Origin of the sequence: Helicobacter burdigaliensis, assembly GCF_003670295.1 — a bacterium.
In the GTDB taxonomy this organism is placed as follows: Bacteria; Campylobacterota; Campylobacteria; order Campylobacterales; family Helicobacteraceae; genus Helicobacter_D; species Helicobacter_D burdigaliensis.
Window position 1 is genome coordinate 1 of the sequence record NZ_QXJG01000007.1, and the last position, 12,922, is coordinate 12,922.

Sequence of the window (12,922 nt, forward strand, 5' to 3'; positions counted from 1 at the left end):
TCTTATTATTGTATTTTTATATTTAGTGTTTGTGGGTTTAGTGTTATTGTTTATTTGTTGTGCTCGTTATAATTGGGATAATGCTTAAAAAGTAATGATTAATTTAAAAGATAAATATTTTGTAGTCAAAAATATTAAGTAAATTAGTCTATAATAAAACAATTTATCTGTATTATAGGGTATTTGTCTTTTTTATGGGAATGGATGGGTGTGTAGAGTGTTTGTGGGTTAATCGGGGGATTTATAGAATGTGTGTTTGCTTTATTTAAAATGATTGTGTTGTTAAATGGATTTTATAAAAATACTATTATCAATATTAACAATCATTGCTTATTTTTATAATTCATATTTTGCTTGTAATTTAGTGGTTATTATTCGATTGTATGGTTTGTTTTTTTTGTAAGCTTGGTATTATAAATAATGTAAAAAATTAAAGTGATAGAAAATGATTTAAAAGTGTAGTGTTAAGAGGTTTGTTTGAGTTAATTCTTTGTGAATGTGTTTTTGTATTTTATTTGGGTTTATTTTTTATAAGGTTTATAGGTTTTATTAGGGGGGTATTTGTATTAAGAGGTTTAAAAGGTTTGTTAATGGAGTGATTAATAAGATTTTATTGTTCTTGTTTTTAGAGTATTTAATTGTATTCTTGTTGAGCGTTTTTAAGTGCTTGTATATTAGAATTGATTGTTTAGTTTTTTGCTTGATTTGTTTTTTGTCTTATCCTTTATTGATGATTATTTGGTTTGGATACTTCTTTGTGTCTCTTGAATGATAAAGTAGCTTTAGAGAGTTTGTGTGAAAAGTGAAAAGATAGAGACTACTAATGTATAAGAGATGAGTCAAATAAGATTGAATAAAAGCCTAAATTATAGCAAAAGTTTGAAAAAACTTTGACAATGTCTCTAAAGGCTGAATATTTCAATGATGGGTAGAGGGGTGTCGCTGTGAGTAAATGCGAAGCATTTGTGTGGAGTAGTCTAAAGAGTATACTTGATTTGTTATTTTTGGATAAATAAGTAGATATGTAATTTTATACGAAGTTTTTATTAATGCTACGAATTGTTGGTATAATATATCTCTAATTATATTTAGAACATATACGAGGAAGAAAATGAGACTTTTACTTGCGATTTTACTGCCTTTTGCTGTATTTTTTACTATAGGGCGTCCCATAGCTGGGATTATTTGCTTGATACTTCAAGTTACTTTAATAGGATGGTTGCCCGCAGTAATTTGGGCTGTTTATGCACTAGGTCAATACAAAACTGATAAAAAAATACAAGAAGCCCTAAAAAATAAAGAATAAATAAAATTTTTATAAAATTGAAGTCTTTAAGGAGTTTAAATGGCATTTAGCGAAAAATGTGAAGTGTGTGGGCAAGAGATAGATAAAAGTGAAACTCTCTCAGTATTTCAATCCTTTGTAGAGGGTGGGATTATTGAGTGTAAAAATTGCAAAACACGCTATAAATCTAAGTATAAAACTTCATTTTTTGATGGATTGTTACCCATGAATGCGGCGATGGTTATTGGGATTATTGTGGTGAAGATTTTGCTTGAATTTGTGTTTGGGGCAAACTTTGCTACTTCTAGTTTTATAGGGTTTTTATGTGTAGTGATGGTAGCTTATAGGGTGTTTGCAAGTTATTTTATGCCATTAAGGAAAATTAGCAAAAAAGATGAAGGATTTTTTGATATTAAAGATGAATTTTAAAGCTTAAAGGGGTTTGTATGGAAGAGATAAAACAAGCATGGAATCTAAAAGCAAAGAATTTTCCTCGCTATAAAGAGGGGCAAAAAGATAATTTAGAGATTTTGCAATTTTTTAGGGATTGTGGGGTGGATTTTAAGGATAAAACAATCCTTGATATTGGTTGTGGGAATGGAAGATTTTCTTTAGAGCTTGCTAAAGAAGCCAAAGAGATTTTGGGGCTTGATATTTCTTCTGCCATGATAGAAGCTTTACAAGAAGATGCTAAAAAAATGGACTTTTTTAATATAAAAACTAAAATTAGCACTTGGGAAGATTTTGTGATAGAAAAACCTTTTGATATTGCCTTTGCTTCCATGACACCCGCACTTAATAACAAGAAAAATTTTCTAAAAGCATTAGAAAGTTATAGTTTTGGTTTATGCTATGTGGGTTGGGGGAGAGTTAGAAAATCAAGCTTTTTAGAAGGAATCTTAAAAGAGCATGGGTTAAATTTAGAATTGCCCGTGGGGCTTCCTAATGTGCTTTCTTGGCTAGAAGAATTAGGAGTAAAAACTCCTCCCTTTGTCTATAAGCAGTCTAATTTTAGGCATACAAAAGATATACAAAAGGCAATTTTAGATGCGGAATTTGCCATTAGGGTGCATGGGGGCGAGGCAAATAAGAATCTTATAGAAGATTATGTGAAGGCTTTAGCAAAAGAAGGGAAGGTTGTTTATGAAGAAGAGAGAGAAATCGGCTTAGCATTTATTGCTAAGCATCAATGATAAATGCTAATATATCCACAAAGCATTATGATAATAAAACCTGCTAAAATAGTGGCATATTGAATCCCTCTTTTTTTTTCTTACTAGCAAAAAGTGTAATCATAAGCCCACTTGCATAAAGCAAGATTAAAGTGATTCCAAAACCGATTGCAAGAGTATTAAAATGCCATTTTCCTTGTGCTTCATGTAAGAGTATAATGCTTCCTATAATGGAGCGATTTATGATTGTGATTGTATAAAGATTGTTAGATATTTTTTACAAAGTAGCTAGTTTTGCGATTGTGCCTATGGAATAGAAATCTTTCTCGTCTGCATCAGATTTTAGCTTGAATTCTTTTGTGTGGTTGAAATTTATTATGTTAGTAGATAAAAAATCTTTTAAAAAATCAATCTCTTTACCTTTTTGAATATTTTGGTGGATACTAAAAGTTTGGAGAGTTGCTCCACTATTTCTATCAAAACCGCTAATGTAAAGAATTCCAGTAATTGCATACATAAATGCTAAAGGCAAGAAAAATAAGCTAAGCTAAGGTAAATGTGGATATTACGAAATGTTTTTGTCATTTTGATTTCCTTTATAAAATTTGGTAAATTATAAAGGAAATTAATGGAGAAATGATGGATAAAATACGAAGATTTTATTAAGATTATAGCACGCTCATACAGCCTAAAACTATCGTTGCAATCAAGCCTGCTAAAATAGTGGCATATTGAATCCCTCTTTTTTTCTTGTTGGCAAAAAGTGTAATCATAAGCCCACTTGCATAAAGCAAGATTAAAGTGATTCCAAAACCGATTGCAAGAATGTTAAAATACCATGCACCTTTTGATTTATGAAGCATAATTAAATCCCCTAAAATTGAGCGTTCTTTTGTGGTAATGCTATAAGTGATGGTATTGTTAGTTTCTTCTACTTTTTTGATGCTTGCCGCATAATGCACACTTCCTATGGTTAATGCACCACTTTTTTTATCCATTTTGGGTTCGGTAGCTTTTGGGAGCGCTATATTATTTTCTTTTAGATAGTTTGTTAAAATATCTGCTTCATTAATATTTGCAGTGGCTTGGACTTTGTGGGTGTAGGTGTTTAGCTTTGCTCCACTATCTTGATCAAATCCGCTAATATAGAAAATTCCTGTAATTGCATAAATAAGTGCAACAGGCAGGAAAAACAAGCTAAGGTAAATGTGGATGTTACGAAATGTTTTTGTCATTTTAGACTCCTTATGTGTGAAAATTGAAGCTAGAATTTTAATACAAAATTGTGAATTTTTTATGAAGTTTATAAAATTTTATAATTTTTAGCAATTTTTTAAAGAATCTATTCTTTCTTTATAATCTCCGCTAAAAATATAGCTCCCTGCTACTGCAATATCCACGCCACATTCTTTAAGGGTGGAGATATTGTCTTTACAAACTCCACCATCTACTTCTATTAAGCAATTTGGATTTAGTTTTTGACACATTTGTTTTAAAGATTTGATTTTTTCTAGAGTGTTTGGGATAAACTTCTGCCCCCCAAAGCCCGGATTTACACTCATAATAAGCACCATATCAATGTATTCTAAAAGGTAATTGAGTGCATTTAAATCACTATGAGGATTAATAGCAATAGCAGGGGAGATGCCATAAGAGCGGATTTTTTGCACAAGGCGATTGGCGTGCTTTTCTTCTTCTATGTGAAAAGAAATGTATTTAGGCTTAAAAGGTGCAAATAAATCCACAAAAAAAGAGTTATTTTCCACCATTAAATGTATATCAAAGGGTTTAGTAGCGTATTTTTCTATGGATTTTAATATAGGAGTTCCAAAGGTGAGATTTGGGACAAAATGTCCATCCATAACATCAATATGGATTAAATCACATCCTGCTTGGCAAATTTGTGTGATCTCTTCTTGTAATTTTCCAAAGTTTGCAGAAAGAATACTGGGTGCTACTAACATATAAATCCTTTTTAAAAATTAAAAATATGATTTATTTTATCAAAAAAGCGATAAAAAATAGCGTTAATAAGCCATAAAAAAATTTTTTTAAGCTATAATGCAAAAGTATTTAAGTATTAAGAAGAATTAATTAAATAATAAAATTTAATCAATGGAGTTTTCTAAGATAATGATAGAACAAGAACTAGAAGAAATATTATCCGCTTTTAAGCGAGCTACCCTGCCTATTTATGAGGTTTTAAAAGCAAGTATGGGAGAGTATGCGACAAGCAAGAATCAAACAGGGGATTTGCAATTAGAAGCAGATATTAGCGCAGATTTAATTTTGCAAGAGATTTTTAAAGAAGTAAAATGTGTGAAGCAAATTTGTTCAGAAGAGCAAGAAAATGCAATAGAACTTCATAAAGAAGGGATTTATAGCATTGCTTATGATCCGCTAGATGGTTCTTCATTAATGGGAGCAAATTTAAGTGTGGGAAGTATTTTTGGAATCTATAAAGGGGATTTTTTACCACAAAATCTAGTGGGTGCTGCTTATGTGGTGTATGGTATGGTGATTGGACTAGGTTTTGCAAGTGTTTTAAAAGGGGGTGTGGATTATTATGTGTTTAATGGCAAAGAGTTTGCTTTGCAAAAAACTTTAATGCTAAAAGAAAAAGGCAAATTAAACGCCACAGGTGGCACACAAGCAAATTGGAGCGAATCTCATAGAAAGCTTATTCAAAGCCTTTTTGATAAAGGCTATCGTTTGCGTTATAGCGGAGGAATGGTGCCTGATTTACATCATATTTTAGTAAAAGGTGGGGGACTTTTCTCTTATCCTAGCACGCAAGATGCTAAAAAAGGTAAGCTAAGAAAGTTGTTTGAGGTTTTTCCTTTTGCATTTATTTATGAGAGAGCAGGTGGAGAGGCAATTGATGGCAAAAAAAGGCTTTTGGAATTAGAAGTGGAGCATTTGCATGATACAACGCCTTGTTTTTTTGGTAGTAAAGAAGAGATAGAATATGTCAGAAACCATTGATTTAACACAGATTTTAAAAGAGCTTAAAGAGTGTCAAAGAAAGTATGATGTGAGCAGTTGTGGCTTTTGCAAAAAGTATGGAAAGTGTGATTTGCAAAGTGAATGTGTGGAAGCTATCAATACTCATTTAGCTTTAAAGACGCAAGAATTGCAAGAATGTCAAATAAAACATCAATATTCTAGTTGTATGCAGTGCAAAGAAATGCTAGAATGCCCTTTGCGACTTAGCTATGTAGAAGATGTGTATTTGAGTATGAATAAAGGAAATGGAGGGAGTTTTGAATTCTAAGTTTTATATTACAACACCTATTTATTATGTGAATGATGTGCCACATATTGGGCATGCTTATACGACAATTATCGTAGATTCTCTTGCAAGATACCATCGCTTAAAAGGAGAAGAGGTTTATTTTTTAACCGGAAGTGATGAGCATGGGCAAAAGATAGAACAATCAGCACACAAGCACCAAAAAGAGCCTAAAACCTATGTAGATGAGATTTCAAAACGCTTTAAAGATTTGTGGGATAGTCTTGGGATAAGTTATGATATTTTTATCCGCACAACAGATGATTTTCATATAAAATCTGTTCAAGAAGCTTTTTTGAAAATGTATGAAAAAGGGGATATTTATAAAAGTGAATATGAGGGGAATTATTGTATTTCTTGTGAGGCATTTTTCACACAAACGCAACTTGTAAATGATAAATGTTGCCCAGATTGTAAAAAAGAAACTACACTTTTAAAAGAGGAGAGCTATTTTTTTAAGCTTAGTGCCTATGAAGAGAAGCTTTTAAAATGGTATGAAGAGAATCCAGACTGCATTTTGCCAAAAAATAAAAGAAATGAAGTGATTAATTTTGTAAAAGCGGGATTAAACGATCTTTCTATCACTAGAACAAGCTTTGATTGGGGAGTGAAACTACCACAAAAATTAATAGAGAAAGATAGCACAAATGCAAAGCATGTGATGTATGTGTGGCTAGATGCTTTGATGAACTATCTAAGTGCCACAGGTTATGGAAATAATGAAAAAAGTGCTTATAAAGATTTTTGGCCTGCAAGCTATCATATTGTAGGTAAGGATATTTTAAGATTCCATGCGGTGTATTGGCCTGCGTTTTTAATGAGTCTTGGAGAACCTTTACCAAAGCATATTGGAGTGCATGGATGGTGGACAAAAGAGGGGCAAAAGATGAGCAAAAGCATCGGAAATGTAATCGATCCAAAAGAAGTTGTAGAAACTTATGGGGAAGATGCTTTTAGATATTTTATTTTGCGTGAAGTTCCTTTTGGGCAAGATGGCGATTTTTCACAAAAAGCTTTAATAGAGCGGATTAATGCAGATTTATCTAATGATCTTGGGAATCTTTTAAATAGGCTTTTAGGAATGGGAGAAAAATATTTTAATTTTCATTTAGAGCTTAGCGAGGAGATTTTAAAAAGAGAATTTAAAGAAGAGCTAAAAAAAGTTCAAATGATTCTTAAAAGCTTAGAAGGGCTTTTAGATACTTTACAAATTCATAAATTTTTAGAAGAGTTGTGGAAAATCTTTGCTCTAGCAAATACGATGATTGCCAAAAAAGAGCCTTGGAAGCTTATTAAGGAAAACAAAGAAGATGAGGTAAAGGCACTTTTATTATTTGTATCTAATGTGCTATGCAAGAGTGCTATTATGCTAAGTCCTTTTATGCCAAAAGCTGCAAAAGAGATTTTAGATGTATTTGAAAAAGAAGCAGATTCTAAGAATTATTTAGAATTAATCTATAAAGACACTCTTTTGACAAATGTGCATTTGAAGCCAAAAGATGTGCTTTTTCCAAAATTTGAAATGCCAGAAGAAGAGATAAAAAAAGAAGAAAAACCAAAAAAACAAGAGGCGAAATTACCTCCATTAGAGATTGAAAATCCTATTGGTGTTGAGGATTTTTTCAAAGCACAGATTAAAGTTGGAGAAATCAAAGAAGTAGAAGAAATTGCAAAAAGTGATAAACTTTTAAAGCTAAAAGTTAATTTAGGAGAAGAGCGTCCTAGACAGATTTTAGCAGGGATTAAAGCCTATTATAAAAAAGAAGAGTTGATAGGCAAGCAAGTATGTGTTTTGGCTAATCTAAAACCCGCTAAGCTTATGGGTGAGCTAAGCGAGGGAATGATTTTGGCTTCTAAAGATGAGGAGGGATTGTCTTTGATAGTTCCGCAAAAATTTAAAAAAGTGGGTTCTAAAATTAGCTAAATAAGGGAGATTTGGTGAAGAAGAAAACAATAGAAATGGGTGTAAATGAGATTGTTGAAATTGCGTATGGGACGCTATTAAATCAGCCAAGCATTTCTTATTTTACAAATATTTGCGATAATCTTTTGGAGGTAAGAGAAGGAATGCTTTTTATAGCATATGATGAAAAAGAGATTCAAGAGGCAATCCAAAAAGGTGCATTTGGAATCTTGTTTAGCGGAAATTTTGCTATGAAAGATGAAGAGGTAGCTTGGATTAGCGTAGAGGATATAGAATTTTCTCTTTTGCGAATTTTGCGCCATTATATAATGATTAATAATATTTTGTTTTTTGCATTAAAACTTGATGAATACGAAATATTAGATTCTATTTTGGTGAATAAAAAGAATTATGCTTGTGTGAATGGATCTTTAGTGCAACTTATCCAAAAGGTGATTAAGGGCGAATCGAGCCATATTTTTTATAAAAACACAAATGAACGCCTTTATGAGGTGGTTAAAGAAGTGCATATTTTAGATAAAATTAAATTAAGTGAGGAGGAATATTCTTTTAAGCTTATTTCTTACTCTCTTTTTAGCATGAAGATTCTTTATGGGCATACACAAAGTTTAGAATACACAATCCCCATTCCAAAGCTTTTTATTCAAAGTTTTGCTAAAGTTTTGAGTTTAGCAGAAAGCTATTCTTTGGAGGTGAAGCTAGAAAATATTGCAATGCTTTCTAATTTTAAACCTCTATATGTGGATAATAAAGGCTTTTTGGCTGCATTTGGAAGCACAAATCAAGTTTTAATCGCCACAGAAGACTTGAAGCTTTATGAGCAATTTTTGGCTTATTTTAATCTTTATGCAAAATGGGCTAGACTACTTTTTTTCGTCCCTAATCCATACAAAGAAATCTTTAAACCTTATGTGGATATGCGTTTTTTCTATAATAAAGAAGAATTATTTAATAAATTAGCCTCTGAAAAATATAATTTTGCTATTATTTTAGGTGTGGATTCTAAAATTTTAGAAGAACACTACATACATAATGAAAAGCAAACCGATTTATTTGAATTTTTTAATGAGGAAAAAGAATGAAAATAGCAGTTCCAGTTTATGATGAGAATCTAAAAATCTTTGAAAATACAGGACACACACCTTATTTTGCGGTTTTTACACAAAAGGGTGAGGGTATGTTTAAAAAGATTGATTTTTTAGAGCTTAGAGAGAATCCAAGAGCAAATATTCATGCAAATAAGGGTTGCTCTCATAAAGATGAAGATATGAGTGAAGAAGAGCAGATTGCTCATAAAAAAGAGCATGATGTTTTAGGAGAGATTATTAAAGATTGTGAGGTTGTGCTTGTAAAAATGGCTTGTAAAAATACTGCAAAAGTCTTTAATGAATGTGGGATTAAAGTTTGCAAAATCGCTCCAAATGCAATTTTTGCAAAAGATTCTTTTGCTTCTATGCGTCTTTCTTAGAATATAAATAGTTGGAACACCTTTTGCTTTTTTGTCTTTAGAAATTAACTAAAAGGCAAAAAATGCAAGGTGGATATTTTAGTGCAGTAGGCGGTATGGCAACACAGATTAACCGCTTAGATGTGATTTCAAACAATATTGCAAACGCAAACACAACAGGCTTTAAACGTGATGAAGTTGTGATTGGCGATTTTTTGCGTCTTTATGAGCAAAAAAAAGATTTTCTTCCAATTGATGATCAGACTAAAGAAGCAGCAAAGTTTTATAACCGTTCCTTAAACCGCGTTCCACAGATTGTAGAGGAGTATACTGATAGAAGCGTAGGCGGAATGATGCAAACAGACAATACTTTTGATTTTGCACTTTCAAGAGAAAATGCGTTTTTTATGGTGGAAACTCCAGATGGCATAGCTTATACGCGTGATGGCTCATTTATTTTAAATGAAGAAGGAAGACTTGTTACAAAAGAGGGATTTCCAGTTTTGCCACGAGAATATGCAGATGCGCCTCAATATATTGAATTTGTAGATGGATTCCAAGTAGAAGTGGATACAAATGGAAATATCTACAACCGCTCTTTAAACAATGAAGAAATGAATGAAACGATTTTGACTTCTAACTTAGCAGTAGTTTCTTTTGAAAATCCAAAATATTTAAAAAAGATAGGAAATAATTTATACACTTATCCAAAAGAGCGCTTAAATGAGCGAGAAATGCTAGAGCAAAGTGGCTCTGTAAGGCAAGGATTTTTAGAAAAAAGCAATATTAATGTTGTTTACGAAATGAGTGGATTGATTGAAACAAATAGGCTAGTGGAGGCTTATTCTAAGGTTCTTAAAACCCATATGGATGAGCTAAATACAGATGCAATTACAAAATTAGCAGCAAAAGCATAACAAAGGATTGAACTATGATGAGAGCACTTTATACAGCAACAACAGGAATGTTAGGACAGCAATTACAAATTGATGTTACTTCAAACAATATTTCAAATGTAAATACTTTTGGATATAGAAAAGAGAGGGCAGAATTTGCAGATTTATTCCATCAGGTTTTGCAGTATGCAGGTTCTAGCACAAGTGAGACTACTTTATCGCCAACAGGAATCGAAGTGGGGCTTGGTGTGCGTCCAACTTCGGTGCAAAAGCTTTTTGGACAAGGAAACTTTAAAGAAACAGAAAATAACTTTGATATTGCAATTACTGGAAATGGATTTTTTCAAATAGAAATGCCAGATGGGACAATCGCTTATACGCGTGATGGTTCTTTTAAACGCGATGATGAGGGGAATGTGGTAAATTCACAAGGCTATCTTTTGGTGCCAAACATTACCGTTCCAGACGATTTTACAGAATTTAATGTGGGAACAGATGGTACAGTTACTGTGGTGCAAGGAAATGATACGACAGAGCTAGGGCAAATTGAAATTGTAAATTTTATAAATCCGGGTGGTTTGCATGCACTTGGAGATAACCTTTATCTAAACACAAATGCTTCAGGAGATCCAATTATAGGAACTCCAGGATTGAATGGCTTTGGACAATTAAGACAAGGTTTTATTGAAACAAGCAATGTGAAGCTTGTAGAAGAGATGACAGACTTAATCGTGGGACAAAGAGCCTATGAAGCTAATTCAAAGTCTATTCAAACAGCAGATTCAATGCTGCAAACCGTAAATCAATTAAAGCGTAACTAAGAAGCTAAAGCCTAGTTAGGCTTTGCAGTTAGGGCAGATACCAAGAAGTGCAATGGAGCTGTCTTCTATCTTATAATTTGTTTCTTTTTCGCAACTTTCTTTTAAATCCTTGATAGCTCTATCTAAATGTATATCTTTAATATCTCCACAACGCTCACATACTAAATGGATATGGGGTTGTTTTATGAGTTCATAGCGTTGTTTTTGGTTGGGTAGCTTTACCTCGTCTATGATTTTGGCTTCTTGCATGGAGGTTAGATTCTTATAAATAGTTGCCAAAGACATAGAGGGGTGGTTTTCTTTAATGTTTTCATAGATTTCTTCAATGCTAATATGCCCATTTCTTTCAATTTCTTTTAAAATTGCCATTCTTTGGGGTGTAACTTTTAAATTATTTTCTTTTAAGATTTCTTTAAAATGCATAAATTTCTCCTTTCTGCCTTAAAAATTTAAGCCAAAATTATTGATTATAAACTTGAATGCTACTATAATTATTTTTCTTTGTCAATAAAAATTATCCGATAATAATCTAAAATTTATGTTAAAATACAAAGAAAATAATTGTTTTTATAACGATTAAAGCTCTAATATTTTAAAATTGCAAATTTCATTAGTAAAAGTATAATTTTTAAGAAAAAATGTAAGGAATAAATTTTGTTTGGTAGTATTACAGAAAGTTTTCAAAGTGTGATTAGTAAAATACGCTTTCAAGATGATGAAAAAGCGTTAAAAAGGGCATTAGATGAACTTAAAAAATCCCTTTTAAAATCCGATGTGCATTATAAGGTTTTAAAAGAGCTTTTATCTTCTGTGGAACAAAAAACAAAATTAGCAGGTATTGGAAAAGAAAGTTTTTTACAAGCCTTAAAAGAATCTTTACATTCTATTTTAGAAATTTCAGGAAATTATGGTTTTATTTTTGCTCCAAAGCCTCCAACAATCATCTTAATGGCAGGTTTGCAAGGAAGTGGTAAAACTACAACAACAGCAAAACTTGCATATTATCTAAAAGGTAAGCAAAAAAAGGTTTTACTTGCCGCTTGTGATTTACAAAGATTAGCAGCAGTAGAGCAGTTAAGACAGCTTAGTTTGCAAGTGGGGGTGGATTTTTATCATCAAGAAAATAAAACCCCTATGCAGATTGCAAAAGAAGCAAAAGAGCTTGCAATAAGTGGGTTGTATGATGTGCTTTTAATAGATAGTGCAGGAAGGCTTGCTATTGATGAAGCACTTATGAATGAATTAAAAGAGATTAAAGCAAGTGTGAATCCTCATGAAGTTTTTTATGTAGTGGATAGCTTAAGTGGTCAAGATGGTGTAAGAAGTGCGCAAACTTTTCATGAGCAAATTCACTTAAATGGTGTGATTTTAAGCAAGTTTGATGGGGATAGTAAGGGGGGAATTGCCTTGTCTATCGCACATCAAATTGGTATTCCTTTGCGTTTTATTGGTGTGGGAGAAAAAATCCCTGATTTAGAGGTGTTTATCCCAGATAGAATCGTAAGCAGACTTATGGGCGCAGGAGATATTCACTCATTAGCTGAGAAAACTGCTGCGGTAATTTCTGATAAAGAGGCAAAGGATCTTTCCAAAAAGATTAAAAAGGGTAAATTCACTCTTAATGATTTTGTCGCACAATTAGATAATTTAAAAAAGATTGGCTCTATGCAGTCTATTATGTCTATGATACCGGGTTTATCTAATATGGCGGGTGCGTTAAAAGATGTAGATTTAGATAATTCTAAAGAGATTAAGCAAATAAGGGCGATGGTTTCTTCTATGACACAAAAAGAGAGGGAAGAGCCTAGTCTTTTGAATGGAAGTCGCAAAAAGAGGATTGCAATGGGAGCTGGGCTTGATGTGAGTGATGTGAATCGCTTTTTAAAACAATTTGAAAATGCTGCTAAAATGGCAAAAAGATTTTCTAATAAAGGCGGTATGGGTGATTTGATGGGGCTTATGAAAGAAGCTAGAATGGGGAAACTTAAAATGTAGTATCCCTCTTTAGAGATAGATTTGTCTAAAGAAGATATATGCTATCTTTTTTAGACAGATTTATTTCTGTGAATTAATTTTTAATTTTTA

General features: G+C 32.2%; 15 protein-coding genes. 11 read left to right on the plus strand and 4 right to left on the minus strand.

Annotated elements, in window-relative coordinates; genetic code table 11:
* Positions 1-1,111 precede the first annotated feature (1,111 nt).
* Genes EBF09_RS04005 through EBF09_RS04015 form a run of 3 tightly spaced genes read left to right on the plus strand, consistent with a single transcriptional unit; the run spans position 1,112 to position 2,478 of the window.
* Positions 1,112-1,306 (plus strand): YqaE/Pmp3 family membrane protein, encoded by a 195-nt coding sequence (locus tag EBF09_RS04005; protein ID WP_121763852.1) that lies wholly within the window; start codon positions 1,112-1,114, stop codon positions 1,304-1,306.
* A 39-nt stretch (positions 1,307-1,345) separates the two neighbouring features.
* Positions 1,346-1,714 carry a hypothetical protein gene (locus EBF09_RS04010; protein ID WP_121763853.1) on the plus strand — a complete coding sequence of 123 codons (369 nt, stop codon included), beginning with the start codon at positions 1,346-1,348 and terminating at the stop codon, positions 1,712-1,714.
* 17 nt (positions 1,715-1,731) lie between these two features.
* Positions 1,732-2,478, plus strand: a complete 747-nt coding sequence (locus EBF09_RS04015) for a class I SAM-dependent methyltransferase (protein WP_121763854.1) — start codon at positions 1,732-1,734, stop codon at positions 2,476-2,478.
* A 256-nt stretch (positions 2,479-2,734) separates the two neighbouring features.
* Here EBF09_RS04015 and EBF09_RS09325 read toward each other — a convergent pair whose 3' ends face one another.
* From EBF09_RS09325 to rpe, 3 genes are all read right to left on the minus strand, one after another.
* Positions 2,735-2,974 (minus strand): hypothetical protein, encoded by a 240-nt coding sequence (locus EBF09_RS09325; protein WP_232817650.1) that lies wholly within the window; start codon positions 2,972-2,974, stop codon positions 2,735-2,737.
* 151 nt (positions 2,975-3,125) lie between these two features.
* A complete protein-coding gene (locus EBF09_RS04025; RefSeq protein ID WP_121763855.1) occupies positions 3,126-3,692 on the minus strand; it encodes a hypothetical protein in 567 nt (188 codons plus the stop codon).
* Positions 3,693-3,779: 87 nt separating this feature from the next.
* A complete protein-coding gene (rpe, locus tag EBF09_RS04030; RefSeq protein ID WP_121763856.1) occupies positions 3,780-4,421 on the minus strand; it encodes a ribulose-phosphate 3-epimerase in 642 nt (213 codons plus the stop codon).
* A gap of 169 nt (positions 4,422-4,590) precedes the next feature.
* Between rpe and EBF09_RS04035 the strand changes: the two genes are divergently transcribed.
* From EBF09_RS04035 to flgG, 7 genes are all read left to right on the plus strand, one after another.
* Positions 4,591-5,442, plus strand: coding sequence for a class 1 fructose-bisphosphatase (locus EBF09_RS04035; protein ID WP_121763857.1), 852 nt, complete (start codon positions 4,591-4,593; stop codon positions 5,440-5,442).
* Positions 5,426-5,731, plus strand: coding sequence for a hypothetical protein (locus EBF09_RS09180; protein ID WP_198672533.1), 306 nt, complete (start codon positions 5,426-5,428; stop codon positions 5,729-5,731). Before EBF09_RS04035 ends, EBF09_RS09180 begins: the two co-directional genes overlap by 17 nt.
* Positions 5,709-7,673 carry a methionine--tRNA ligase gene (gene metG, locus EBF09_RS04045; protein WP_121763858.1) on the plus strand — a complete coding sequence of 655 codons (1,965 nt, stop codon included), beginning with the start codon at positions 5,709-5,711 and terminating at the stop codon, positions 7,671-7,673. Before EBF09_RS09180 ends, metG begins: the two co-directional genes overlap by 23 nt.
* 14 nt (positions 7,674-7,687) lie before the next feature.
* Complete coding sequence (locus EBF09_RS04050; RefSeq protein ID WP_121763859.1) at positions 7,688-8,755, plus strand: hypothetical protein; 1,068 nt, start codon at positions 7,688-7,690, stop codon at positions 8,753-8,755.
* Positions 8,752-9,141 (plus strand): NifB/NifX family molybdenum-iron cluster-binding protein, encoded by a 390-nt coding sequence (locus tag EBF09_RS04055; RefSeq protein WP_121763860.1) that lies wholly within the window; start codon positions 8,752-8,754, stop codon positions 9,139-9,141. Before EBF09_RS04050 ends, EBF09_RS04055 begins: the two co-directional genes overlap by 4 nt.
* Positions 9,142-9,203: 62 nt before the next feature.
* A complete protein-coding gene (locus tag EBF09_RS04060; protein ID WP_121763861.1) occupies positions 9,204-10,037 on the plus strand; it encodes a flagellar hook-basal body protein in 834 nt (277 codons plus the stop codon).
* Between the two features lie 14 nt (positions 10,038-10,051).
* Positions 10,052-10,837, plus strand: a complete 786-nt coding sequence (gene flgG, locus EBF09_RS04065; RefSeq protein ID WP_121763862.1) for a flagellar basal-body rod protein FlgG — start codon at positions 10,052-10,054, stop codon at positions 10,835-10,837.
* A 15-nt stretch (positions 10,838-10,852) separates the two neighbouring features.
* Here flgG and EBF09_RS04070 read toward each other — a convergent pair whose 3' ends face one another.
* Positions 10,853-11,260 carry a Fur family transcriptional regulator gene (locus tag EBF09_RS04070; protein WP_121763863.1) on the minus strand — a complete coding sequence of 136 codons (408 nt, stop codon included), beginning with the start codon at positions 11,258-11,260 and terminating at the stop codon, positions 10,853-10,855.
* Between the two features lie 231 nt (positions 11,261-11,491).
* Between EBF09_RS04070 and ffh the strand changes: the two genes are divergently transcribed.
* A complete protein-coding gene (ffh, locus tag EBF09_RS04075; RefSeq protein WP_121763864.1) occupies positions 11,492-12,832 on the plus strand; it encodes a signal recognition particle protein in 1,341 nt (446 codons plus the stop codon).
* Positions 12,833-12,922 lie beyond the last annotated feature (90 nt).